Origin of the sequence: Marinomonas balearica (assembly GCF_004362145.1) — a bacterium.
In the GTDB taxonomy this organism is placed as follows: domain Bacteria; phylum Pseudomonadota; class Gammaproteobacteria; order Pseudomonadales; family Marinomonadaceae; genus Marinomonas; species Marinomonas balearica.
On sequence record NZ_SNXC01000004.1, the window covers coordinates 23,455 to 49,917 of the forward strand.

Sequence of the window (26,463 nt, forward strand, 5' to 3'; positions counted from 1 at the left end):
CGTCTTTTGACTGTCAATTCACAATGATTTCGCAAAAATTTTCGAGTTACGTTGATAGTTATAAAGCGCTTGCTTTTGAGTCGGTAAGTCGTCAATGTCGGTTTCTTTAAAGCCGTGTTCTATAAACCAGTGAGCGGTGCGTGTGGTTAGCAGAAATAAGGTTTTTAGACCCTGTTTTCTCGCTTCCGCTTCTATTCCTTTTAGCAGCAGTTCACCGCGGTTTGAACCTCTATAATTGGGAGACACGGCCAAACAGGCGAGTTCGCCCGATAGCTCTTTCTCAAACGGATACAGAGCCGCGCAAGCGACAATAGCACCGTCTCGTTCGATGACGATGAAACGGTAAATTTCGTTTTCTAATAGTTCTCTAGAGCGTCTGACTAAAGCGCCTTTTTCTTCCAGTGGTGCCAATAAGGCCATCATGCCGCCGACATCGTCAATGTTTGCTGCGCGCAGTTGCTCGTAGCTGTCTTCGTCGATCATTGTGCCTGCGCCTTCTCGGGTGAAAAGCTCTCTTAGCAGGCCGCCATTTTCATTAAAAGAGATCATGTGCGCACGGGGAACATCAGCTCGAACCGTTTGTACACATGCTTCTAACGCTGCATGTGTTGAAGGGCTTAAACGTCTACCATGTAGAATGGTCTCGGCATCACGAGCGAGCAATTCTGACATGATAGAACCCTCGTTGTTGAAGACGCCGCCTTCTTCTGAGTAAATAATAAGCTTGTCGGCTTTGAGTTGAATAGCGGCTTGCGTCGCGACGTCTTCGGCTTTTAGGTTAAAGACTTCTCCTGTCGGAGAAAAACCCAAATGAGGCAGCAAAACCATGTTGTCGTCTTTTAATAGGCGAAAAATCGCTTCGGAATCGATACGACGCACTTCGCCAGAAAAACCATAATCGATGCCGTCAACTACGCCTAAAGGGCGCGCAATAACGAAATTACCGCTGCATACTTTTAAGCGAGCATTTGCCATTGGGGTGTTCGCGAGCCCCATGGAAAGTTGAGCTTCTAGTTGAACTCGAACCGCTGCAGAGGCTTGGATAATATCCAATAGCTGGTCATGTGGCGTTACTCTATAGCCATCTTCAAGTTGACTGCTTAGTCGTCGATTATTAAGAACTCGGTCTATTTGTGGGCGAGCGCCTTGAACCAGAACCAATCGAATGCCAAGCGAATCCAAAAGCGCAAGGTCATGAATGATGCCGGAAAACATCGGGCTTTCTAACGCCTCTCCTGGGATCTGGATGACGAAAGTTTTGCCCCGGTGGGCATTGATGTAAGGTGAGGAATGGCGAAACCATTCAACATAATTTAGCTCGTCAGACACGATGAAATTTTATTCCTAGTCATTTGTACGGTTTTTCTGTTGGGCAATCCTGTCTTTACTCAAAACGGATACGCTCCCATATTACTATCTCTGTGCGTTAAATTTGCTAATGAGAAATGCAAAAACGCTCAACTAACCCTTTTATTACATGTTGCATTGGGCCTATTTGATCCAAAGCTAAATATTCATTTGGCTGGTGGGCCTGATCTATCGAGCCTGGACCAAGTACTAAGGTTTCCATCCCGAGTTTATTTAGAAAAGGACCTTCCGTTGCAAATGCGACGGTTTCAGCGTCATGTTGGGTAAGTTCTTCGCAGGCTTTTATAATAGCCGATTCTTTTGGTGTAGAGAACGAAGGCACATCTGGAAATAGGCTTGAAAGCTCAATTTCGGTGTTGGTTTGTTCTGCGATGGCAGGTAATCGTTTTTTCACTTCGTTAAATAGCGCATCATTGCTCATACCGGGCAGCGCACGCATATCGAACTCTATTTCACATTTTCCACAGATCCGGTTTGGATTGTCGCCGCCGTGTATACAGCCTAGGTTCAATGTAGGGTAGTCGATAACGAAATTTGCATCTCGATAGGTTTGCTTAAGTTCATTTCGAAAGCGCATCAGTTCGCTCATCACTTCGTGCATGGCATCCATTGCGCTGCGACCAAGATTTGGATTCGAGGAATGGCCTGCCTGACCCGTCACACGAATTTTGTCCATCATAATGCCTTTATGAGCGTGGATCGGTGTTAATGATGTTGGTTCACCGATAAGTGCATAACGAGCATTCCACTTTGTTTGTTGCGACAGTGCGCGTGCGCCAGCCATTGAACTTTCTTCGTCCGCTGTCGCAAGGATAATGAGAGGTTCTTTTAGATTGCTCAGATCCATGTCTTTAAGCGTGTCTATGACGATGGCGAAAAAACCTTTCATGTCGCAGGTTCCTAAACCAAAGAGCTTGTGATCTCGTTCGGTAAGCTTAAACGGATCGGATTCCCAGCGTCCTTCATCATACGGCACGGTATCAGTATGACCCGATAGAACCAAACCGCCGTTGCCTTTTCCTATTGTGGCAATCAAATTAAATTTCTCTGGTTGATTTGGCAGTGGCAAGACTTTGCACTCAAACCCTATGGTTGATAGCCAGCTTTCTAATAGCTGAATCACCTCTTTATTTGACTGATCCCAACTTACTTGACTACAACTGATAGAAGGTGAGCCAATTAGCTGTGACATCATTTGAACAAGTGATGGAACCTGTGACATAAATTTCTCCTGAAAAGTTGCCATTCAATATGTGAGCGACCACTGATTAATTTGTTACACTTGCACCTCGGTTGCTTTGATGCTTTTTAGGTCGTTTCGAACGCCTCAAAGTAACAAAGAATAAAAGACGTAAATTCTGTGTCGAATTCAAAGAGGTTAGAACACATATGGCCACTGAGCTTGAACTAAAATTAATGGTTCAACCTGAGCATCAAACAAAAGTATGCCTATTTCTAGACGAGTTTTGCAGTGACGGCGCTGAAAATCAACACTTTCGTAGGCCAACTTTGTCATTAATGAATGCCTACTATGATACACCTGAAGCGACATTACTGAATGCGGGCATCGCTTTGCGCATTCGCGCGGTCGATGGACGGTTCATTCAAACGGTTAAAACACGTGGAAGTAGCCGTGTTGGAATGCATGAGCGAGGTGAGTGGGAATGGGATGTTCCTACTGACTCATTAGATCTTTCGCTTCTTAAAGAGGTTCCACTGCCTGAAGAATTAAAAGACCTTTCATGGTCAAAAGACATTGTGGAAGTGTTTAGAACAGATTTTGAACGTCAGATTTGGGACATTCAATATAATGGCACAGAGATCGAAGTAGCTTGTGACAATGGTGATGTAACCTCTCCATACGGAAGAGATCAAATTAGCGAAGTGGAATTGGAGCTAAAAACGGGAAACGGCGAAGACCTATATAGTTTTGCATTGGTTCTTTGTGACAAGTTACCGCTTCAAGTGAATTTGGTCTCCAAAGCGCAGAAAGGCGCTCGCCTGAAAAATAGGAAAATTGAATTTCCTGACACGCCATCTGCCAATAGCACAAACCTAGAATTTGCCGTGTACTGGTATGAAACGTGGATCACTTACTGGGAAGCCATGTTTTATCTGCAAGACGAAATATTAATTCAGCCAGTTCGAAATTCGATGTTACAACTTAAAAAATGTTTATCTGATGAGTTGCACAATGAACTTGATGAACTGGATCGTTCGCTGTCTGATGCAATGAATGCGGACAATGACAATGTGTTAGAAGCGCTGGCCAAAGTGGAACATACGGGCAAAGTGATGCTGCATATTGGGTTGTGGCTGAATCAGCAAATTCAGTTCTAAAAATAAAAATAAAAGGGTGTTTGTTTGTCTTTATCTCATCTTACTCAAGCCTCAATCCTTGTATCCGAGGATGTTAAAGCACTTAAATTTGAACATGTTTCTGATGCGCTAGAACGTAGTCAATTGTCCTTATTAACGGACGAAGAAAATACTCGATACAAACAACTCTGGTTGCTAAGTGATTACTTACATACCCAATGGGTTAAAAATATCAAATGGATGAGGCTTGAAACTGATTTGGATGTGTTATCTCCAAGTTTGTCTCATTTGTTCTGCGGTCATCTGAAATGGAATACCGATGACCCAGAAGCGGATTTGCCTGATTGGGATGAAGCAACCTTTATGCGTCAGTTGCGTTTATATCGTCACTGGTGGATGACGCAATTGATCGTAGCAGACATCGAACAAAGAATATCCCTTGAACGTCTGACTTTGATATTGAGCCAGTTGGCCGATGTGGCGGTCAACGCCAGTTTGTATTGGAGCGAAAAAAACTACCAAAGTCTCTATGGAGAAGCGCTCGACATTGAAGGAAACAAACAATCACTCGTTGTTATCGGGATGGGAAAATTAGGCGGAAAAGAACTCAATCTATCGTCCGATATCGATTTGATTTTTGCCTTTCGAGAACACGGCGAAACTCAAAATGGCCGCAAAAGCATCAGCCACCAAGAGTACTTCACTAAGATCGGTCAAAAACTTATTCAGCATCTTGATCAGGTGACAGCAGAAGGTTTTGTTTTCCGCGTAGATATGCGATTGCGGCCTTTTGGGCAATCAGGTGCGCTGGTTTTGAACATGGATTCTTTAGAGAACTATTATCAGGATCAAGGGCGGGATTGGGAGCGCTACGCCATGATCAAGGCACGTGTGATGTCTGGATCAGAGCAAGATGTTGCGGATTTCGAAGCGATTCGTAAACCGTTTGTCTATCGCAAGTATTTGGATTTTGGTGCGATCGGTGCGCTGCGCGATCTCAAAGGGATGATCGCAAAAGAAGTTCGTCGTAAAGGCATTGAGCATAATATCAAATTGGGCGAAGGCGGTATCCGAGAAATTGAATTTGTCGTGCAAGCACTGCAAATTTTACACGGCGGGCGTAATACAAGCCTGCAAACACCGTCTATTTATACCGTCTTACCCTATCTTAAAAAAGCCAAATACTTGCCCGAAAATGAAGTAGATGAACTGCTCGAAGCGTATCGTTATTTACGTCGTACTGAACACGCATTGCAGTCAGTGAAAGATGAGCAAACTCAACTTTTACCAAACGATGACCTTGAACGTCAGCGTTTGGCGCTAAGAGTAGGGGAACCTGATTGGAGTTCGCTTGAGACGACTCTTTGGAAACATCGGAACAATGCACACAAATACTTCGTTGAGCTGATCGACGCGCCTGAAGAAGAGAGCGCCTGTGATACCTCAGAAACTTGGCGGCTGATTCTCAAAAGACCCGATAAATCCCATTTGTTAGATCTCGCGTTAGAGCAGGTTAACTGGATAGACCAACAAAGCATTGAATCGAAAATGCGATCGTTTATTTCGTCTAAAATCGTGACCTATATGCAACCCATTGGTCATGAACGCCTCGCTACTTTTATGGGGATGTTTATGACGTTGCTGGCAGAGGAAAACGAGAGCGATCAAAAACCAGATCTTGTCTTGGAGCGGGTTCTGCCCATCCTTGAAGCGATAGCTCGACGCACTGCCTACCTTGTTTTGTTGTGTGAAAACAAAGCAGCTATCCAACATTTAATTAGACTGTGCCAAGAAAGTGCTTGGTTTTCAGAATCCATCACAACGACTCCAGCTCTTTTAGATGAATTACTGGATGCCACCACGTTATTCTCGCCGCCTAACAAAGCCAAGTTAGAAGAAGAGCTTTCTCAAATACTGCTTCGATTGCCAGAAGAAGACGAAGAGGCTCAAATGGATGCACTGCGCCGCTTCCGTCGCTCGATCATTCTTCGAATCGCAGCCTGTGATATAACGGGTGTCTTGCCTGTCATGAAAGTAAGTGATCACTTAACGTGGCTTGCTGAAGTGATTTTAGATGTGGTGCTTCGTCAAAGTTGGCATCATTTAGTTCACAAACACGGTTATCCTTCAAAGAATGGTGAGCCTGTATCTGAACCTGAAATGATTGTTGTCGGGTATGGAAAATCTGGTGGTTTAGAGTTGGGCTACGATTCAGACCTCGACCTTGTGTTCATTCATAACAGCGACATCAACGGTTCGACCAATGGAAATCGCAGTGTGGATAATTTGACCTTCTATACCCGATTTGGTCAAAGAGTCATCCACATGTTAACGAGTTTTACGTCAGCTGGCCGTTTGTATGAAGTCGACATGCGTCTTCGCCCTTCGGGGAACTCTGGACTGCTAGTAAGCAGTTTGGAAGCCTTTACGAACTACCAAGAAAAAGAAGCGTGGGTTTGGGAACATCAGGCACTTACGAGGGCGCGCGTTTTAGCGGGTCCGCATGCTCTCGCGATGGCGTTCGAAAAGGCTCGACATAGCACGCTTAGCAACGAAAGAAATCAGGGCGAACTAAAGCAAGAAGTTATCAAGATGCGCGAAAAAATGCGCGGGCATCTGGATAAAGGCAGTGACTCAAAGGGCTTTGACTTAAAACAAGGGCAAGGCGGCATCATAGACATCGAATTTATGGTGCAGTACTTAGTATTGGCTTGGTCGTATAAACATCCAGAACTTATGACGTACTCTGACAATGTTCGTCAAATTGAAGCGGCGAATAAGCTCGGATTACTTGAGGACGATATAGCGCAAAAAATGACAGACACTTATACCTTGTATCGCTCGCTGACTCATAGGCAGAGCCTCCAGAAGCAGGGGCGAGTGGTACAACTTGAAGAACTGGAAGAGAGTCAGGGTGTGATTCGAGGGTATTGGAAATCGTTTTCAGGGGAGTGATGATTTCATTTTGTAAAGTATTGTTTTTTTTAACAGTGCTTTGTACGGATAATTTCGTTTATCTATTTTTGTTTTTATTTATATAATTGAATTATAAAGTCTTTTATTAATATGAGCGGTGTTCATTTTTGTCTTTTTGCATATTAAAGGTTTTGTAAAAACGGCCGTAAAGAGTCGTTAGAGTCGCTGTTCATTGCAACTCTGTTCAGACTTTTCTTCTAAGGGGGATGTATGTCAGAAGTAGGAAGTGTTGCTCAGTCGTACGGGATGGAAGCGTTAAGTGCCAACCTTGCGAAAAAGCAACAAGTACAAGAGGGGTCGCAAACGCTTCAGCTGTTAGACAGCACAGCGAAGAGCGCACCTCAAGCGAGTGCATCTTCTGCGCCAGTCGGAAACGTTGGTCAGAATATTAATATTCGCGTATAAACAAAAAACCAAGCTATCGTCCATAAAGTGCATACTTTTAAGTTCGATAGTTTGGTTTTTTTATGCCTGTTTATCCTGTATCTGTTTAACGCTTAGAACGAAGCGTCCACTGCAGCCCAGTATTCGCGGCCATGATCTACATAACCGTATTCTTCGTCAGTAAATTCTTCGTCAAGAGTATTATTGATTCCCAGACTCAGTTTTAGATTTTTGTTAAATTTGTAGTTCGCACCAACATCAATAAGCTTGTATGACGGTGTTGGATCGTCCTCTTCATTGGATTTTCCGTAGTACGTGTAATCTGTCCACAGGTTGAGCTTGTCTGTTGCAGTCCAGTTTACAGAAAGTGACGCTAGGTGTTTTGGAGAATCTAATAATGGCACTCCGTCGCGTCGCTCGTTGTCTGACTTAACTTCAGAATCACTGTACGTGTAATTGAGGCTAGTCGAAAGAGTGTGTGTCAATTGGTATTTAGTGCTTAGTTCCACCCCTTTTGTTTCAACTTTGTCGATATTTACCCATATTCTATCTCGACTGCCTGCGCTGCTGGAACAAATAGTGGTATCGCGGCAGTTCATTCTATCTAGTTTGTCGTCGAAGTCGGTCTTGTAGATTGCAACTGTCGTAACAAAACTGGTGCCACTGTATGTGGCACTTAATTCAGAACTAACGGAGGATTCTGGTTTCAATTCAGAGTTTCCATAGGTAACAGCTCGATTTGATCCAATTGCCCAATCATCGCTAAGGCGTCTTAAGGTTGGTGCTTTGTAGCCTGTTGAAACGCCGCCTTTTAGTGTCCATGTGTCTGTGACGTTCCATACACCATAAACTTTAGGACTTAAATGATTGTCAAAGTTTTCGTTTTTGTCTGCGCGAAGTCCGGTCACTAAAGCAAAGTCATCAAACAGATACCATTCGTCTTCAGCAAATAGCGATATTTGATCACTGGAAAGCTTAGTTAAGCCACTGTCTGCTAGATTGGAATTGTCTTTAAGTTCGGCATCAATATAGCTCCCACCGACTGTAAATGTATGATTATCGGTTGGAACGATCCACTTAGTATCGAATTGAGTATTGGTTATCTCTGAATCATCTGTTGTGTTATTTGTTACTTCTTGCTGAATAAAGCTATTTTCGGTCAGGTCACCGTATCGACCGCTATGAGTGATAGCAATCGATTCTTTTTTATTCTCTTGCAAGCTATCGTTCTCATCTGTCACTCCAGCTGTTCGAGTTCTTTCTTGAGACGCTTTACTTATGTCTAAGCCGATCTCATGATTTTCGTTAATTGATAGATCAAACTTCGCAAAGTAGGTATCGATTTCTTTCTCAGGATAACCACCATCAATGTTGTCTTCTTCTTGGTCTAAAAACTCTGCGCCAAATTGAACGCTTAAGGTGTCTTCGATTATTGGGCCGCCAAGATATAGGCTACTCTTTTGGGTGTCATTAAAGTTGCTACCTTCTGAAACGATTATTTCAGAATGCAAGTTACCGCGCCAATTACTTGGATGTTTCTTGGTTATAATGTTTATTGCCCCGCCCATTGCGCTCGATCCGTATAGTGTGGACATCGGTCCTTGCACAACTTCAATACGTTCAACCATTGATAGAGGAGGGAGCCACTCTTGCTCATAGCCTTCAGCTATTCCTGATCTTGCTTCACGTGAACTTTGCGTTCTTCCGTCAACCATTATCATCGTATAATCGCCAGAAAGCCCACGCATACCTAAATTTGTTCCTCCTCCTGAGCGTGTTAATTTCACACTAGGGATATTCTCTAATACTTCACCAATGTTTCGATAAGCGCCTTTTTCTATTTCTTCTGCTGTAACAACGCTGATAGAAGCCGGCGCTTCCGTTGTATCTTGCTCAAACCCTGATGCCGTCACAACCAGTGTGTCGAGTTGCTCTTCTGCATAGGTTGTATTGGCGGCTGAAACAGCAAGCGCTGTCATTGTGATGATTGATGCTTTTTTCATTGAAAAAGTCTCCAGTATACAAAGTCGTAGACGTAGTGAGAGCACCCCTAAAAAGGGGAATAGGGGTTCTCGTTCGTCTTTTAATTTAAAATTTAGTTAGAAGCGGTTTTGTTTAGTGCTTTATGTAGTTTTATTGCGTGGGCGAGGCTGCAATCTCTAAGCAGATCGAATGCGGCGAGCGCGTTGTCATCTACAAATGGATGAGGGGCATCGGCTTGTCGTTCTTTTAGTTGAGCGATTCTTTTCGTTGAGTTATCACGTGTAGGGTGGTTTGACAGGAACACATCCACCCCTTTTTTCTCGCCGATTTCTTTCATGCGCTGAGCGGAAGCTGAATATTGTCGGATGCGAGGTTCATTTGGGCCAAAATTAAGTCCAGTTCCTCCCCAAAGTGCTGCCCAATGCGTATTGTTCCCTTCTTTTAAGGGGATAATCATAGAAAGCGTTCCAAGCGTATGTCCGGGTGTGACGTACAATTCTATACTGGTGTCGCCTAGCGTTAATTCATAACCATCATGGGCCGAAATATCGCGCGTTGGTTTTTTGCCCCAACGTGGGTTATTGATTTCTTGAACAGGTTTCTCTAATTCGGTCCAATCTTCGTCGCTCATAATGACCCGCGGGTGGAAGTTGTTTACCAGATATTCCTGACCCCCGTAGTGATCTCCATGAGCGTGTGCAATGACGAGATATTTGATGTCGTTTGGATCTAGCCCCAGCTTTTTAAGCCCTGCAACAATGATGTTTTCTGCTTGCCCATTACTGTTCATAGCATCAATCAGGATAATACCTTCTGATGTCGTCACCGCCCAGCTGGCCACTTTTCTATTGCCTACAAAGTATAAGTTATCGAACACTTGAGTCGGTTCGATCACCGCTTTCGCAGAGCGACGCTTACGCTCCTCATCGGTTAATGTTCTTTTTTTGCCGCTTTTTCGTTTCATCCCCGCAAATGCAAGTGGCTTGTCGATATTGCATAAGCTGTGAAGACCAGAGTAATTAGCGCCAGCTTTTAAACCTTGTTCTGCCAGTTCAGTGGGCGTGAGTTCTGTACTTGCAAATGAAAGTGTTGAAAAGAGGGATAAAGAGCTGATTGTAGCCATCGATAATAATGATTTTTTCAATAAGCTTTGTTTTGTAGAGTGGCGTACTGACGGTTTCGCTGGCATTATGGGATCTCAAATTAGTTTATTCAAACGAAAATGTTAACTGTTCTCATTTTTACATAGATTCTTGTTAATTTCATGGAACATGCTGTTGCGATCTTTGCAATGCTTGTTTGAGCTTTGGCATTTTCTTTAACACTAACTGCTATTAAGCCTGTGAGGGGGACCGTTGCGCGATGTATGATCTAAATGATCTCCAGAGTTTTGCTATGGTAATGGAGACGGAAAACCTGACCGAAAGCGCTCGATTGCTGGGGGTGTCTAAATCCACACTGAGTCGACGCATATCCAATTTAGAAGGGATTTTGGGGCAGCCTCTTTTGCTGCGCCATGCAAATAAGATGTCTGCAAACGACGCTGGGCGAGCTTTCTTTCCGTTTGCTAAAAAAATATTAGATACGGCAAAGCAAGGTAAGAAAACCCTAGACCATTTACAAGATGAAGTGGTTGGTGAGGTTGATGTTACGGTCTTTTCAAGCTTCGCTCGATCTTGGTTCCCTAATGAAGTGTTGTCGTTTCTCGATAAGTATCCAGATGTGAGCATCAATCTCAGAACGGATTCAATACTCAGTCATGATATAAAATCCGACATTACTCTTTGGTTAGGTGAAATAAAAGATACACATCTGAAAGCAGAGCTGTTGGGTCAAGTGTCGTGTGGTTTGTATATATCGAGCGGTTTTTCTTCGCGCTATAAAAATCCAGAAACGATCAAAGAGCTTGAAGATTTGCCGTGGGTGAATCTACACAATTTGTATACGCCCAGCGACGAGTTAGAGCTTTGCCATAATGAACAAGGAATGGAAGCGATATCGATTCCAAGATCCAGATTACTGTCAGATCAAATAGGCATGCAAATGGAAGCCATTGTATCGGGAAACGGTGTGGGTATTTTGCCAGACTATATGGCAGAGCGTCGCGAAAAGCATCATCCAGGGGATCTGATTCGAGTGTTCCCTGATTGGCAATTGCCGTCGCTACCAATGTACTTGATATATCCGTATGGACACTTGCCAAAGCGCATACAGGCTTTTTTGCAGCATTTGCGTACTGGCGCGGTCGACGTTTTAGTTTGATAACTTGTTTGCCAATATGCGCAATATTGGAAAGTGGAACTGCGCAATATTGGACAATGGAACTTGCCTCGGATAACGAAGCGTTGTCCACAAGCTGAAGCCAGTGGACATGTTCATACCTTTCTTAACTTGCGCGTTGAACATTTAGCAATATGGGAGTCCCCGTTTTGGGGTCTTCGAAGAGATCGCATTGGATTCCATACAGCTCTTTTAATAACGGTTGCGTAATCACGTCTTTTGGGCTGCCCGTCGCAATGATATTGCCGCCTTTCATCGCGATAAGGTGATCAGAATATCGGGCGGCCATTGTAATATCGTGTACAACCATCACGACACTTTTACCCTCGGATGACAGATCACGAATGAGATCAAACACTTCAATTTGATGCCCTAGATCCAATGCGGATGTCGGCTCATCTAGAAGCAATAGCGGTGTTTCTTGCGCAATACACATCGCTATCCAAGCACGTTGGCGTTGTCCTCCAGATAACGTATCTAATGGTCGGTCTGCTAAATCGCTTAAATTTGCTGAATTTAAGGCAAACTTAATAGCATCCGCGTCATTCATTCCCCATTGTTTTAATAGCCCTTGATGAGGGTGTCGTCCAAATCGAATGAGTTCTTTTACCGTGATGCCATCGGGTGCTAGTGTTTCTTGGGGCAGTAATGCCAACTTCTGAGCTACTTTTTTGGAAGCAATAGAGTGAATGTCTTTTCCGTCGATCTTCACATCACCAGCAGTCGGTTTGTGTATACGTGCTAAGCCATTTAGCAAAGTGGATTTGCCACACCCATTTGGTCCAACAATGGAGGTCACTTTGCCTTCTGGGAAATGTACCGTGAGATCGTGAACAATATCGCGCGCCCCGTGAGCGAGCTTTAAATGCTCGGTACTTAAACTGGATAATGGTTGAACTCTTGAAGAGTGATGAGTAGAAGAACGTGTCATAGAGAGCTCTGTTTAGGCTTACGAATAAGAATCCAAATGAGGTAGGGACCACCAACTACAGCGGTGACAATGCCAACGGGCAATTCGATTGGAGATAAAATCGTTCGACCGACAAGGTCGGCTAACACCATCAAAATCGCGCCACAAATCGCACTTGAAACGAGCGGAAGACCTTTGTGTTTTGCAAAAGTGCGTGCCATTTCTGGGCCGACAAGGGCAATGAGCCCAATAGGGCCGGACATAGCCACGGCAAACCCCGTCAAAGTAACCGAGATGACGACTGCAAGGAACCGTATCTGGTTGGGTTTTTGTCCCAATGTGATGATAACGGAATCCGCAAAAGACAACAGCCTGAAATATCGCGTAAGGATTATGCAGGCAATGACCGCCAAAAGCGTGATGAACCCCATCCAAGGGACTTGTTCTTCATCGCGTCCAGAAAGGCTGCCAACGGTCCAAGGGTACGCTGCATTGGCAACATCAATATGTACTTGGGACAATAGCAGTTGTGAAACCGCGCCCGATACGGCACCGATTCCAAGCCCAGCAACAATAAAGCGATAGCCACGTGTTCCACTGCCACCTCCAATCGCAAAGGCGAGCGCGGTTGCAGTGGCCGCACCGACCAGCGCCATATGAGAGGGGGACAGGCTGATGCCAATTCCCACAACAGAGGCAACCGCAAACGCCATAGCGGCGTTATCAATACCAATAATACCGGGCGTAGCCAGACGATTACGAGCTACATTCTGCATTAAGCACCCAGCGAGAGAGAATGCGGCGCCCGTGTAAATACCCGCAAGAATTCGATTAAGCCTTAAGTCATTGATTAAAAACTGGGTCATCGAATCGCCTTCGCCAAGAAGCGCCTTAATGACCTGATCCGGCGAAACGTAAACAGTTCCAATCGATAATGACAAGATGCCTGAGCCAAGCAACAACACAGTAAGAATGAGGTTTCTGATGACAGCATCGGATTCGATGACGACATTAAGCTGGCGAGAGCCAATTTTCCATGCTGTGGTCTGATAGTGAGGGAAAAAATGATTCATAGTTCCCTATGCCTAAGATAAGGTCGGCAGGCGTTTTGCCCGGACGATCATAAGTAAAATGGGTGCACCGATGATGGCGGTTAGAACGCCTAGCGGCATTTCTGATGGTCTTGCAATAAGTCGTGTAAAAATATCCGCAAACAATAAAAGGCTAGGACCAATAGGGATGCAGATGATCATTGTTCTACGAATATCGGCGCCCACTATCGCTCTGGCGGCAAATGGCACCACCAGTCCGACAAACACAATAGGGCCTGCGACAGCCGTAGCTGACCCGACCAAGAGAGCGACCGCTAGAATGACAAGATAACGAATGACCTTGGGGTTATGTCCTAGACCCAGCGCCACTTTCTCTCCCAACGCCATGGATGCCAATGGTTTTGATACATACAGAGTAATAATAAGGGCGACAAGCCCATAAGGTAATACCAGCAAGAGGTTGTCCATTGAGCGGCCAGCAATGCTGCCAGTTACCCAGAAACGAATTTCATCTGCGGCGCGTTCGTCAAACATCAATAATATCGACGTCAACGCAGTCAACAAGCTGGAAAGCGCCGCGCCGGCCAATACCAATCGAACAGGATCTTTGAACTGACCTTGCATACGCGCCGCTGCGGTCACAAAAAGGCAACCGAGCAAGGCGCCCAGCTGTGCCATTCCTATGGTAAGAGTGGCAATGCTAGCGCCAAAAATCAGTGCGACAGCAACGGAAAACGAAGCACCTGCACTGACGCCAAGCAGTCCGGGTTCTGCGAGTGGATTTCGGGCGAGGGATTGCATGAGTGCTCCAGAAAGCCCCAATGCAATGCCGACAAAAATTCCGGTGAGTGTTCTAGGGATGCGCAGTTCAAACAATATGAAATTGGCTTCATCATTGCCAAGTCCTACTAACGCTGACAACGCATCGGTAGCTCCAACTTCGCCTGCGCCAATGAGCATCGAAGATAAGGTAACAAGCACAAACAAGCCAGAGCACACGATAAAACACGGTAAAAGTGCGCGCTGACTTGGGGCTTGTTCCCTAAAAATATCGTTAATAAATCTCTGCATTTATAGTGTTAAACAGTGACGTTATTTAGCTAAGAGAGCATCGGCTACGTTATTGATGATCTCTGTAGCGGCAATTGGCCCTGAAGCACTGGTCCAAGTTTGGCCATCAACTAACGTCACATGATCTTGTTTGATGACATTCAATCGAGAAAATGCTGGAGAAGATTTCGCAGCTTCCAACGCATCAACACCGTCTTTATTCAGCGTCGCTAGGAACAACCAGTCCGTATCGATGACAGAAAGGTTCTCCAAACTTAATGGGCTGGAATGTGGACGTTTGCCTCTTAATAAATTTTTATGTGTGGGTTCTAGACCTACGGAAGAAAGTAATCCATTCGCGAACAGGTAATCAGCCATCACAATAGGTCCTTGAGGCATCCAGCGAGCGAGCATCGCTTCACGCTTCTCAGCCGGTATGCTTGATTCTAATTGCGATTTTGTTTTTTCAGCTAGTTGATGGACATCTTCGATGGCGCGTTGGGCTTGTGCAGTTTTACCAATTGCTTTGGCGAAGAAGAGGGTTTCTTCTTCCCAAACTGAAGACTTTGAACGATCGAAGTTAGGTGCGATCGTCGGCGCAATTTTAGATAAAATTTTGTATTGAGACTCTGATAAGTAATACGGCGCCATGATAACGTCAGGTCGTAAACCTAATACCGCTTCAATGTTCGTTTCTTTTGTTGTTCCAACGATTTGAATATTAGGTACTTGATCTGAAATATATTGCGCAACTCCGTCACCGCCTCGGGTGCTGATACTGCCTAAGACCTCAACATCCATTGCTGTTAGTGCATCCAATGCGCCTTCGTACAGCGTAACGATGCGTTCGGCATTGTCGTCAACCGTGACTGCTCCAAACTTGGTTTGCAGTGTTACATCGGCAAATACACTGGATGAAACAAGGACGCTGACGGTAGAAAGTGTGCTTAACGCAATTGAACGAAATGAGAACATAACCACGGATCTCCATGAAAAAGTCGATAGCTGACGAGTCGGCAGCCTAAATAATTCCGAGAATGATAATACTTCCCATTATTTATTCAAAACTCTTTTTATGGAACGCTGTGTTTATGTTTTCGGAACACGTCCATTTCGTTCTGGCTTAGAGTGGCGCAAATACCGTTTTTGACGCTCGCCCTGGTATTTCTTTGGCTAATCTTGGAACCAAATATCCCGGCAATTTTTTCGCTACCTCTCCCATTAACAGTTGCGCCTCTTCAATGGCGATATCGAAGTGTGCTGCGCCTTCCACTGGATCAAAGGTAAACATATAGTAGGGGAGTAATCCCACTTCGAATAAGCGATCACTCAAATTGACTTGCGCGTCAACTGAATCGTTCACGCCTTTTAAAATGACGCCTTGGTTTAACAAGGTGACACCCACGTTTTTAAGTTTTTGCATTGCGAGCGCAACGTCATGATCTATTTCATTTGCATGATTAATGTGAGTGACAAGGACAATGGACAATCTACTACGAGTGACCCAACTAATGAATTCATCGTCGATTCGCGAAGGAATAACGACGGGCAAGCGTGTGTGAATCCGCAAGCGTTTGACGTGTTTGATGCTTTCTAAGCTTTTGACTCGTTCAGACAAAATTTTGTCTTTAAGCATCAAAGGATCACCACCGCTCAAAATAACCTCATTGATGTTTGGATCGTTTGCAACGTAATCCAAAACATTTTGCCATTCATGTTGCGCTAGCTGATTATCGCCGTAGGGGAAATGACGACGGAAGCAATATCGACAATTCACTGCACAGGTGCCCGTAGTGATAACGAGTACACGGCTCTCGTATTTGTGTACGAGTGCTTTTTGCGGGTTATGCTCTGCTTCGTTTAAAGGGTCTTTTACATAGCCTTCAACGTCACTAAGTTCTTGATATTGAGGTAACACTTGCAATAAAAGAGGGTCCGTTAAATTGCCCTTTTCTATTCGAGATAAATAAGGCCGCGGCACCAAAAGTCGAAATGCTTGAGTCGCACCGATGTGCGTTGCTGCAAGGTCAGGCGGCAGGTCCAATGCTTCCAGTAGTTCAGGCAATCGGGTGATAGCACGCCTTAGTTCATGGCTCCAAGGCGTTTGTTCGTTATGAGTTTGAATCTGGATCACGTCAAATATCTGCAAAATTCGATTTATTTAGGGTATTATTGCGCGCAACTTTTTGGATTTAATGGCTCAGTTTGATTTTTACGTTGGCCTTGAAGGTTGCAATAGTCGGAATCATAAACCATACAGGCGGTATCGCTAAAGCACTTTAGCAATAGAGCACTGAATGGTGTGAGCCTTTTACTAACTCTTAATAAGAGATTGTGAGGAATTATGGGTAGTTATTCAGCCAGCGATATTCGTAATGGTAACAAATTAATGATTGATGGTGACCCATGCGCGGTGCTGGACAACGAGCACGTTAGGCCAGGTAAAGGTCAGGCATTCAATCGTATCAAATTGCGTAACCTTAAAACGGGTCGTGTTTGGGAACGTACATTCAAATCAGGTGATAGCATCGAAGGTGCGGATGTTATGGATACGGATATGGAATATCTGTATACGGACGGCGAGTTCTATCACTTCATGGCAACCGACGGTTCTTTTGAGCAGCATGGCGCAGATGAAACCGCTGTAGGCGACACTGTTAAGTGGCTTAAAGACCAAGAAACTTACATTGTTACCTTATACAACGGCGCACCATTGGCAGTGACTCCTCCAAACTTTATTGAGTTGGAAGTGACTGAAACAGATCCTGGTTTAAAAGGTGATACTGCTAACGGCGGTTCAAAACCTGCGACGTTAGCTACTGGCGCAATAGTACGTGTTCCTTTGTTTATTAACATCGGTGAAGTACTGCGAATTGATACTCGTACGGGCGAATACGTATCCCGCGCGACTGGTAAATAATACTGGATCATTGCTGTTGGATTAAACCAATGGCGTGATTTGTGATAAAAGCCCTCACAGGATGGTTAATTGCGACTATTCTCCTGCGAGGGCTTTTTTATGACCATCTTTATGATCAATAGTAATCTGTCTTACCGAGATTTCGATATATGTACCATCCTGATAATTGGCAACCTACTGCGGACATCCATACATTAAAAGTAAGAGCAACGCTCTTTCGACTTATTCGTTCCTACTTCGCCAGTGAGAATGTATTGGAAGTAGACACACCGTGCCTTTCTCTTGGCAGTATCAGTGATCCTCACATTGAAGTATTGAGCTCGACGACAAAAACAGGGGGTAACGAGGTTACCTATTATCTGCAAACATCCCCCGAATTCGCGATGAAGCGCTTACTCTGTTCCGATGCGCCCAGTATTTATCAGTTAGGAAAAGTCTTTCGAGCAGAAGATTTGGGACGTCGCCACAGTATTGAGTTCACTATGCTGGAATGGTATCGCTTAGCGTTTGATCACCGGCGACTGATGAAAGATATCGAGCGTTTATTCCGTTTTGTATTCAATAAAATGGCGCAAGATTTATCTTTGGAGCTTCATTCTAGTGTTCGCTCTTGTTTGGATTCTCATGATGGGTTTAGCTGTGAAAAACTGTCATATCGTGACGCTTTTTTACGCCACCTGAACATTGATCCATTTGTGGTGGATATCAAAGTACTTCAACTGGAGGCTCATCGAATAACGGAATATGGATTGGAAGAGTCGGACAGAGATACCTTGTTAGAATTATTATTTTCAACAGCAATTGAGCCTCATATCGGCTTGACGGTGCCTTGCTTTGTGTATGAATACCCTGAATCTCAGGCAGCGCTGGCTAAGAAATACAAGGATCAAGACGGCAATGCGGTCAGTGCTCGATTTGAGCTTTATTGGCGTGGCATGGAGCTTGCGAATGGCTACAATGAGCTAACGAATGCGGCGGAACAAGAGTTTCGTATCGACCAAGATATGGACGAACGTGAGCGTAACAAACAGCCAGAAAGAACCGTTGATAAGCGACTTGTGAGTGCCTTGCATTCAGGTATGCCGGATTGTGCCGGGGTTGCGCTTGGAGTTGATCGGCTTTTGATGTTGTTGTTGGATAAACCACATATTGATCAGGTGATGTCATTTGCAGGTAATCGTGCTTAGGTTTTCATTGCCCGCAATTTATTCACGTTAAAAGTGAATATAATGACAAAACACAGAATGTCTTTTTTGTTACATTCTCATTTCTTTGTTATCCCTCTTTTTTCTTTCTTTTTAATGTTGATAAGGTTCGTTTTTCGTATGGTGCTGAAGAAGCTAAGTCGTACTGTTGCTATTGGTGTTGTAGCACTTTCTTTTAATGTAAATGCGAAAACGGATTATCCCGTTACCATCGAAAATTGTGGTACTACTCAGGTTTATGAGAGAGCGCCAACTTCAGTCGTTACGATTGGACAAGCCGCGACAGAAATTTTGTATTCGTTGGGCTTGGCTGAGACGGTAAAGGGAACGTCTGTGTGGTTCAATGATGTGTTGCCTGAATACGCAACCGTTGATGCCGACATCCCGCGTCTGGCAGACAATGATCCAAGCTTTGAGGCAGTGCTGGGCCAGCGCCCCGAATTCGTTGCGGCGCAATATGAATGGCATGTTGGCAAGCAAGGCACGGTTGCGACTCGTGAGCAATTCCATGATATTGGCATATCCACCTATAACCTGCCGATGGATTGTGACAACAAAGACAATTCCGTAGGGCCTGAAGGGACTCGATTGGATCTGTTTTCTACCTCTTCGTTGTATAAATCGGTCACTCAGCTCTCGACTATTTTTAATGTACCTGAAAAAGGCAATGAACTGGTTCGCTCTTTAAAGTCTCGCGAACGCAATGCGATTGAACGAGCTAAAAAAGCGGGAGCAGACGGGCGTTCCGCCGTGTTCTGGTTTTCTAGTGCTGCCATGGAAATCGACCCTTTTGTCGCAGGTCAAAAAGGGGCAGCAGGCTACATTATGAAAACGCTAGGGATCAAAAACGTAGTGCAATCTGATGAAGAATGGCCAACCGTTGGGTGGGAAACCATCGCAAAAGCAAACCCTGATATTATTGTCATTGCTAAAATGAAGCGCCGTCGTTTCCCAGCAGATGACTACCATAAAAAACTGGAATTTTTACGCAGTGACCCTGTCACAAAAGAAATGAAAGCCGTGAAAAATGGCAATATCATCGTGATGGATGCGCTTGAAATGGATTCCAGTATTCGCGTGATTAGAGGCCTAGAGCAACTCACTCAAGCGGTCGAAGATATAAATTAAATGCCATTGATCCCATTACGAGGAGCGTTATATACACGCTCCTTTTTACTGCTTGCTAGCTTCGCTCTTATTGCGTTTGCTTTGTTATTTGGTGTCGCTATTGGCGAAACGAATATTCAATTGTCGATCGTGGTTAAGGCGTTGCTTAATGGATTGTTTGGTCTGGATTGGGCCGTTAGCCCCATTGATCAGGGTATTGTCTGGAATTATCGATTTACACGAACGATTGTAGCGGGTTGCTGTGGTGCTGCCTTGGCAATCACGGGGTTAGTACTGCAATCCTTATTACGAAATGCCTTAGCCGATCCTTACTTGTTAGGAATTTCAGCAGGTGCGTCAACGGGTGCCGTTATGGTGACGATAGCTGGGGTTGGCGCAGGCGTATTAAGTATGTCATTTGGCGCTTTAATAGGGGCGCTATTGGCGTTCGCGTTTGTGGTGATGCTAGCCGTTTTCGCAACTGGGCGATTTGCTTCTGATATTTCATCTCAAGTGATTCTTGCTGGGATTGCAGGGTCTCAGCTTTTTAACGCTCTGACCGCATTTATCATCGCCAAGTCGGCCAATGCTGAACAAGCGAGGGGCATTATGTTTTGGTTGCTTGGCAACCTTTCTGGAGTCCGTTGGAATGAAGTCGCATTGGCTGTTCCAGTTCTTGTGATTGGAGTGGCACTGGTTCTTTGGCACGGGCGTGCGTTAGATGCTTTTTTATTTGGCAGTGATGCAGCGGCCTCTGTGGGAGTGCCAGTACGAAGAGTACAGGTCGTTTTAATTGGCGCTACGGCTATGATGACCGCTGTAATGGTATCCATGGTGGGCGCTATTGGCTTTGTCGGGCTGGTGGTTCCTCATGTAGCGCGTTTTCTTTTTGGTAGCAAACACCTTGTCCTCATACCTGCTAGCGCGATTATTGGCGCTGTATTTTTAATTATTTGTGATATTGGAGCAAGGACGATCTTGTCTGGTCAGATATTGCCTATTGGTGTGGTAACGGCATTGATTGGAGCACCCTGTTTTGCGGTCATATTGGTCAAAGGCTCTCGAAAATGACAATAAAAGTGCGCGATATTTCATACCACGTCTCGGGAAGGCCACTTCTTAGCAACGTATCATTTGATGTGAAAGCAAACGAGCGAGTCGCGCTCATGGGGCCAAACGGTTCTGGAAAATCGACCCTGCTTCGACAGATATGTGGGCTTGCTCAAATTCAAGCGGGGCGAGTGTTACTTCTAGATAAGCCCGTGTCGGACTTTAAACGACGTGAACTTGCGCAAACCTTGTCGTTTGTTCAGCAAAAGGCGCATACCGATGACAGCATTCAGGCATTTGATGCCGTCTCTCTGGGAAGAACGCCTTGGTTAAATCCATTTGCACGCTGGACAAATCAACACCAACAGCACGTAGATGATGCCCTTCGACAAGTTGGGATGTGGGAAAAGCGTGCGCAAGGTTGGCAAACGTTATCCGGTGGGGAACAACAGCGTCTTCATATTGCACGTGCGCTGGCTCAGGACACGTCCATTATTGTTATGGATGAGCCAACCAATCATCTCGATGTTAGGCATCAGCTTGTTGTGTTGTCCTTGATTAAGAAAATCCAAAGCACCTTATTGGTCGCCGTGCATGACCTCAACCATGCGCTGCATTTTGATCGCGTGATTGTGATGAGTCATGGACAAGTCGTCGCGCAGGGAAAACCGAGCGAAGTGTTAGTGCCTGATTTTATACAGGATGTGTTTGGTATTAACGCTCGTGTGATTAATGATTCAGAGTTCCCGTCACATATTCAGATAATTCCCTAGAATGCTTTATACTGTGATCCATATTGGAACAAAGTATTTGGGTTCAAATGACGCAGTCTGTAAAACAATTCAATTCAAATAATAAACGTACTGCTTGGCTTTATGTCGTGATCGCATTTATGTGTCTCATTGCCGTGTGGCGAGTCAGTGAAGTCTATCGTCAGCAACAGCTTACAAGTTTAAAAAGTAATTCCGAAATACAGCTCAATCAGCTCGCTAACGTTTTAGAAAGCGCGATTGCGAAATATCAGCATATGCCGATTCTATTAGCCTCGAATGACCGTGTAAGAAGAGCGTTATTTAGAGGTATTCCGACGGATATTAACTTACTGAATCGCGAGCTGGCTCAGATTAATCGTATAACGGAATCGTCTGATATCTATATTATGGATCGTGATGGGTTAACCATCGCAGCCTCAAATTACGATGAAGAAGCAACCTTCGTCGGCAAGAACTTTTCATTCCGTCCTTATTTTCAAGAAGCCATAAAGGGAAGAGAGGGGCGCTACTATGCCTTGGGAACAACCTCAAACCGTCGCGGTTACTTCTTTTCATACCCTGTTTATTTTAATCAAACGATCGTGGGTGTCGCCGTCGTAAAAGTCGACCTAAGGCAATTTGAAAAACGCTTTGATACTCAATCCTATGAGTTTCTATTGCTGGATCCAGACAATGTGGTGTTCAGTTCGTCTCGCTCTGATTGGCTTTATAAAGTAATGGGAGAGTTGTCGCACGATGAATTGACAAGAATTGCAGACAGCCGACGATATAAAGACAGAGTCATTGAAACGCTACCTATTGTCAGTGTAAGGCCAGTTGATCAAATTGCTTCCATCGTGGAGTTACTGCAAGCGTATTCAGACGACAGTGGAAGAGAAAGCTTCGAACGACGATCTTATCTGAAAATGAGTCAGCCCATTCAGTTATTTGGTTTTAAAGTGGTGCTATTAAAGCCTTTGCAGTCACTGAACGATGAGATCGTCTTATGGCGTGCGATATTTGCGGGTGGCGTCATAATTACCGCTTTGTTAGCGGGCTTAGCATTGCTTCGTAAACGTATGTTGCAAGAACGCTCAGATGCCATTGAAATGGCCCGACATAATCAGGCTTATATTCGGGAAGTAATACAAAATACGCAAGCTGGTTTGGTGACATTAGACGATAAATTTTGCATCGAATCGTTTAACCCAGCCGTCGAGCAAATCGTCGGTAAACCGCTTTCAGATTTAATCGGCCAACCGTTAGAAATGCTCTTTTTCTGTACACCCAGTTATTTGCATTTTTGGGGTCAAATGACTGATAAAGCCGACAGCGAAATTGAAGCTGGAGGTCGTTTTATCACGATAGAGGGGGAGCTAATAGCCAACTCATCGTATGCGGTGCCGGTCGAAATGACGTTGTGTGAGCTTCAACTCCCTAAGCGACGAGGCTACTTGGTGACGTTCCACGATATGACTGAACGTAAACGCTATGAAAAAGAAATCACCTTAGCGCGTCAGGCATTAGAAGAGCGTGTTCGAGACCGAACGGGGGCGTTAGAAGAAGCCAATGATCGACTTCGACAAGAAGTGATAGAACACAAAGAAACTCAGGAAGAGCTTATTCAGACAGCCAAGATGGCGGTATTAGGTCAATTAAGCGCTGGTTTAAATCATGAGTTAAACCAACCGCTCACAGCAATTCGAGCGTTTTCAGACAACAGTTTGAAGTTTCTTGAAAAAGGCCGAATTGATCAGGTTGAGATGAATTTACAACAAATTAGCCAGCTTGGTCATCACATGGGCGATATTATCGCTCGGTTTAAAGTGTTTGCGAGAAAGGGCGATGTTGCGCCGCGACCGATCAGTATTCAATCTGCACTCAATGGTGCAATACGCATCATGTCATCGAGAATGAAAGAAGGACAAATTGAGTTGTCAGGGCTCAATGATTGCCCGCTTATGGTGATGGGCGATATGGTGTTTTTAGAACAGGTTATAGTAAACATTCTGGCGAACTCTGTAGACGCGATTGAAGACGCTAAACCCCAGCGACGTATAATCGATATATCGGCGTGTACCGTAGAAGGCTCGAAAGTTCAGCTTGCCATTCATGATACCGGCCCTGGTTTTTCACAATCGGATTTATCCCGTCTGTTTGAACCGTTTTTCACGACGAAGTCACTCGGTGTTGGGTTAGGATTAGGGCTTTCAATTAGTCAACGGATCGTTGAATCCATGGGGGGAGAAATTGCTGCACAAAATCACCCTCAAGGCGGAGCAGAGTTTTATGTTACTCTACCCGCTTTTTTCGAGCATGAATTTGTAGAGGTAAGAGATGTCGCTGGATAAAGTGCTGCTCATAGATGACGAACAAGCGGTTAGAATGGCTATAGCACAAACGCTTCAACTGGAAGATTTTGATGTAACGGCACTGGCGAATGCTCAATCTGCAATCGATCTCATCTCCATAGATTGGCATGGCGTGATCGTTTGCGACATAAACTTACCGGGTAAAAGTGGTTTGGATTTCTTTAACGAAGTAAAGAAAATCGATCCGGAAATTCCTTTTATCTTAATTACTGGGCATGGAGATATATCCATGGCAGTAACAGCAATTCGAGAAGGTGCGTACGATTTCATTGAGAAGCCCTTTTCTAATGAAGATTTCATTGAAGTGGTCAAAAGAGCCAGTGAAAAACGTCAGCTGACGCTCGAAAACCGTAATCTTCGTCTTGAACTTGCCGCACAAAATGCGCCGGGTCCGCGAATCATTGGTAATACTCCTGGAATGCATCGTTTACGTCAGGCGCTTTTGCATGTTGCAGATACTGGAGCGGATATCTTGATTCAGGGCGAAACCGGAACGGGCAAAGAAATGGTTGCTCGTTATATTCATGAACACAGTTCTCGTCGCTCCAATCCATTTGTCGCAATAAACTGTGGTGCGGTGCCGGATTCTATTATGGAATCCGAGCTGTTTGGCCATGAAAAAGGCGCCTTTACTGATGCAAAAGCCCAGCGTATTGGCAAATTGGAGCATGCAAATGGCGGTACTTTGTTTCTTGATGAAATTGAAAGCATGCCTATGTCGATGCAAATTCGACTGCTACGCGTATTAGAAGAGCGTCGTGTTGAACGACTTGGCTCGAATAAAGCCATTGATCTGGATTTGCGCATTCTTGCTGCGACCAAAGTGGATCTAAAAGACCTAAGTGACGAAGGCGTTTTCCGTCAAGATTTATATTATCGGCTGAATGTTGTGCGGGTCGATATTCCTTCGCTAAGAGAGCGTAAAGATGATATTCCGCTACTCTGGCAGCACTTTGGTCTTGTAGCGACTGCGCAATATAAGCGAGAATCTCAGCCTCTTTCAGCAGCAAGAATGCACAGCCTATTGAATTATGATTGGCCGGGGAACGTACGTGAGCTGCGTAACCTTGCTGAACGTTATGTGTTAATGGGTGAAGCAGGCTCGTTTGAGTTCGATCAAATTATCATTAACGAGAATAACCCCGGCGTAATGACGTTACCCGAGCAAGTAGAGCGTTTTGAAAAAACGCTTTTAGAGCAGGAGCTGATGCGTAAAAAAGGCTCAATAAAAGGAACGATGGATGCTCTGGGTTTACCGCGAAAAACCCTATACGACAAAATGCGTAAGTACGGCTTAGACAAAGACGTCTACAAGCAGTAACGAGTGAATCTTAAGCGTTTGGCGATTTATGTTTCTCTGAGCATGTCATATTAATTGGACTCTACATACAGCTCAGCACGTTTTTGAATCGCCGCGACCGTTATCATGGCCGAAAAAATGAATGGAATCATCATTAGGTTCAAAAGCTGCCAGCCAAAAATATTTTGCCAATAGCCCGCCAACAGACTTGCCGCCGCACTGCATGTAAATACAATTAAGTCGTTTAGACCTTGTACCTTTGCTTTTTCTGCGGGTTGATAAGTGCCTGTTAAAAGACTAGTCGCGCCGATGAAAGTGAAGTTCCACCCAATTCCTAACAGCGCCAATGCGATACTGAAATGCCAATAAGTGATTCCAAATTGCGTCAACGCGATACAACCGACGAGCATCAGACAACCTGTTTGAATAACTTTACTGCATCCAAATCGACTAATGAGCTTTCCGGTAAAGAAGGAGGGTGCGAACATGCCAAGCACATGCCATTGGATGGTCGAAGCTGTATCACTAAAATTGTGGCCTGAATGCATCATAGCCAGTGGCGTTGCCGTCATGATCAAGACCATAACGCCATACCCAATAGCACCTGCAACAATAGCTCCCAACAGATCGTTTTGTTTAAGCAGTTCTTTGTAGGATCTTGTATGGCCTTGCTGTTCTTCTATTGAAGGTTTTTTTAAAGGTAAGAGTTGAATAATGACCATAGTGAGAAGATAGACAATGATCAGTGCTAAAAAAGCACCTTGATACTGTACATCTGGGAACCAATGTTCGAACCAAACTGCGACATTAGGGCCCAATATCGCTGCGATAATCCCAGCGGCCATAATCAAGCTGATAGATTGTGGGATTTTGTTCTTAGGCGCGTTTTCTGCTGCCGCATATCGATACTGCTGACCTACACCAATTGACATTCCGAGCGTAAAAGTCCCACAACAAAAAATATAAAAATTGTCGACTGACAGTGCCATATAGGCCAAACATGCCCCAACGACGCCGAACACATTTCCGATTAAAAAGCCTTTCTTCCGACCTACCCATTTCATCACGTGTGCGGCGGGGAGGGTGATACACATTAGCCCAATATACTGGAGAGCGATCGGAACCGTGGCGTAATCAGGATCAGGTGCGAGATGCTGGCCGACTAATGCAGCGACTGAGATAAGCAGTATATTGCCAGTGATAAGTAATGCTTGCCCAAGAGCGAGGCCCCAAACAGTCGTTCCAAACATAATCAGTCCAATGGTGTTAAGCAAGGCGAAATGTAAATAAGACAAGTGTTTAAATAGTATACAGTCCAGATGTCGTTACTGGAACCAGCTATTCGTATCTATTCGCGTGTCTATGGGATGTTTTTGTGATTTAGATGCAAGAGTGTTGCGAGCATGATGTTCCTCGCAACACTCAAAAATAATCA

The 26,463-nt window shown here is 44.7% G+C and carries 21 protein-coding genes; 11 read left to right on the top strand and 10 right to left on the bottom strand.

Annotated features, from left to right (window positions below; genetic code table 11):
• Positions 1–18: 18 nt before the first annotated feature.
• Together argA and argE are read right to left on the bottom strand one after the other, a co-directional pair.
• Positions 19–1,329, bottom strand: a complete 1,311-nt coding sequence (gene argA / locus DFP79_RS01520; protein ID WP_133502198.1) for an amino-acid N-acetyltransferase — start codon at positions 1,327–1,329, stop codon at positions 19–21.
• 106 nt (positions 1,330–1,435) lie between these two features.
• Entirely contained in the window at positions 1,436–2,590 is a 1,155-nt protein-coding gene (argE, locus tag DFP79_RS01525) for an acetylornithine deacetylase (RefSeq protein WP_133502199.1), read from the bottom strand.
• Between the two features lie 167 nt (positions 2,591–2,757).
• Between argE and DFP79_RS01530 the strand changes: the two genes are divergently transcribed.
• From DFP79_RS01530 to DFP79_RS01540, 3 genes are all read left to right on the top strand, one after another.
• The gene (locus tag DFP79_RS01530) at positions 2,758–3,708 is read left to right on the top strand and encodes a CYTH domain-containing protein (RefSeq protein WP_133502200.1); all 951 of its coding nucleotides are present in this window, start codon (positions 2,758–2,760) and stop codon (positions 3,706–3,708) included.
• Between the two features lie 24 nt (positions 3,709–3,732).
• On the top strand, positions 3,733–6,642 hold the full coding sequence (glnE, locus tag DFP79_RS01535; RefSeq protein ID WP_133502201.1) for a bifunctional [glutamate--ammonia ligase]-adenylyl-L-tyrosine phosphorylase/[glutamate--ammonia-ligase] adenylyltransferase: 2,910 nt from the start codon (positions 3,733–3,735) through the stop codon (positions 6,640–6,642).
• Between the two features lie 231 nt (positions 6,643–6,873).
• The gene (locus DFP79_RS01540; RefSeq protein ID WP_133502202.1) at positions 6,874–7,068 is read left to right on the top strand and encodes a hypothetical protein; all 195 of its coding nucleotides are present in this window, start codon (positions 6,874–6,876) and stop codon (positions 7,066–7,068) included.
• A 92-nt stretch (positions 7,069–7,160) separates the two neighbouring features.
• Here DFP79_RS01540 and DFP79_RS01545 read toward each other — a convergent pair whose 3' ends face one another.
• Positions 7,161–9,050: a TonB-dependent receptor domain-containing protein gene (locus DFP79_RS01545; RefSeq protein WP_133502203.1), complete on the bottom strand. Its 1,890-nt coding sequence runs from the start codon at positions 9,048–9,050 to the stop codon at positions 7,161–7,163.
• A gap of 92 nt (positions 9,051–9,142) precedes the next feature.
• On the bottom strand, positions 9,143–10,219 hold the full coding sequence (locus tag DFP79_RS01550) for an MBL fold metallo-hydrolase (RefSeq protein ID WP_133502204.1): 1,077 nt from the start codon (positions 10,217–10,219) through the stop codon (positions 9,143–9,145).
• A gap of 173 nt (positions 10,220–10,392) precedes the next feature.
• Between DFP79_RS01550 and DFP79_RS01555 the strand changes: the two genes are divergently transcribed.
• The gene (locus DFP79_RS01555) at positions 10,393–11,292 is read left to right on the top strand and encodes a LysR family transcriptional regulator (protein WP_133502205.1); all 900 of its coding nucleotides are present in this window, start codon (positions 10,393–10,395) and stop codon (positions 11,290–11,292) included.
• Between the two features lie 124 nt (positions 11,293–11,416).
• On the opposite strand, the gene DFP79_RS01560 is transcribed toward DFP79_RS01555, so the two are convergent.
• The 5 genes from DFP79_RS01560 to epmB all read right to left on the bottom strand — a co-directional run bounded on the left by DFP79_RS01560 (position 11,417) and on the right by epmB (position 16,456).
• Complete coding sequence (locus DFP79_RS01560; RefSeq protein ID WP_133502206.1) at positions 11,417–12,241, bottom strand: ABC transporter ATP-binding protein; 825 nt, start codon at positions 12,239–12,241, stop codon at positions 11,417–11,419.
• Entirely contained in the window at positions 12,238–13,293 is a 1,056-nt protein-coding gene (locus DFP79_RS01565) for a FecCD family ABC transporter permease (RefSeq protein WP_133502207.1), read from the bottom strand. The genes DFP79_RS01560 and DFP79_RS01565 overlap by 4 nt, the downstream gene beginning before the upstream one ends.
• A gap of 12 nt (positions 13,294–13,305) precedes the next feature.
• The gene (locus tag DFP79_RS01570) at positions 13,306–14,343 is read right to left on the bottom strand and encodes a FecCD family ABC transporter permease (RefSeq protein WP_133502208.1); all 1,038 of its coding nucleotides are present in this window, start codon (positions 14,341–14,343) and stop codon (positions 13,306–13,308) included.
• A gap of 21 nt (positions 14,344–14,364) precedes the next feature.
• The gene (locus DFP79_RS01575; RefSeq protein ID WP_133502209.1) at positions 14,365–15,297 is read right to left on the bottom strand and encodes an ABC transporter substrate-binding protein; all 933 of its coding nucleotides are present in this window, start codon (positions 15,295–15,297) and stop codon (positions 14,365–14,367) included.
• A gap of 148 nt (positions 15,298–15,445) precedes the next feature.
• Positions 15,446–16,456, bottom strand: coding sequence for an EF-P beta-lysylation protein EpmB (epmB, locus tag DFP79_RS01580; protein WP_133502210.1), 1,011 nt, complete (start codon positions 16,454–16,456; stop codon positions 15,446–15,448).
• Between the two features lie 210 nt (positions 16,457–16,666).
• On the opposite strand from epmB, the gene efp reads away from it, so the two are divergent.
• The 7 genes from efp to DFP79_RS01615 all read left to right on the top strand — a co-directional run bounded on the left by efp (position 16,667) and on the right by DFP79_RS01615 (position 25,049).
• Positions 16,667–17,242 carry an elongation factor P gene (gene efp / locus DFP79_RS01585; protein WP_133502211.1) on the top strand — a complete coding sequence of 192 codons (576 nt, stop codon included), beginning with the start codon at positions 16,667–16,669 and terminating at the stop codon, positions 17,240–17,242.
• 149 nt (positions 17,243–17,391) lie between these two features.
• Complete coding sequence (gene epmA / locus DFP79_RS01590; RefSeq protein ID WP_133502212.1) at positions 17,392–18,429, top strand: EF-P lysine aminoacylase EpmA; 1,038 nt, start codon at positions 17,392–17,394, stop codon at positions 18,427–18,429.
• Between the two features lie 138 nt (positions 18,430–18,567).
• Entirely contained in the window at positions 18,568–19,575 is a 1,008-nt protein-coding gene (locus tag DFP79_RS01595; RefSeq protein ID WP_133502213.1) for an ABC transporter substrate-binding protein, read from the top strand.
• Positions 19,576–20,625, top strand: a complete 1,050-nt coding sequence (locus DFP79_RS01600) for a FecCD family ABC transporter permease (protein WP_133502214.1) — start codon at positions 19,576–19,578, stop codon at positions 20,623–20,625.
• Positions 20,622–21,377 (top strand): ABC transporter ATP-binding protein, encoded by a 756-nt coding sequence (locus tag DFP79_RS01605; protein WP_133502215.1) that lies wholly within the window; start codon positions 20,622–20,624, stop codon positions 21,375–21,377. The genes DFP79_RS01600 and DFP79_RS01605 overlap by 4 nt, the downstream gene beginning before the upstream one ends.
• Before the next feature lie 47 nt (positions 21,378–21,424).
• Positions 21,425–23,707, top strand: coding sequence for an ATP-binding protein (locus DFP79_RS01610; protein ID WP_133502216.1), 2,283 nt, complete (start codon positions 21,425–21,427; stop codon positions 23,705–23,707).
• A complete protein-coding gene (locus tag DFP79_RS01615) occupies positions 23,694–25,049 on the top strand; it encodes a sigma-54-dependent transcriptional regulator (RefSeq protein ID WP_133502217.1) in 1,356 nt (451 codons plus the stop codon). The genes DFP79_RS01610 and DFP79_RS01615 overlap by 14 nt, the downstream gene beginning before the upstream one ends.
• A 50-nt stretch (positions 25,050–25,099) precedes the next feature.
• Here the strand turns inward: DFP79_RS01615 and DFP79_RS01620 are convergent, their stop codons facing one another.
• Positions 25,100–26,278, bottom strand: coding sequence for an MFS transporter (locus DFP79_RS01620; protein WP_133502218.1), 1,179 nt, complete (start codon positions 26,276–26,278; stop codon positions 25,100–25,102).
• Positions 26,279–26,463: the final 185 nt, after the last annotated feature.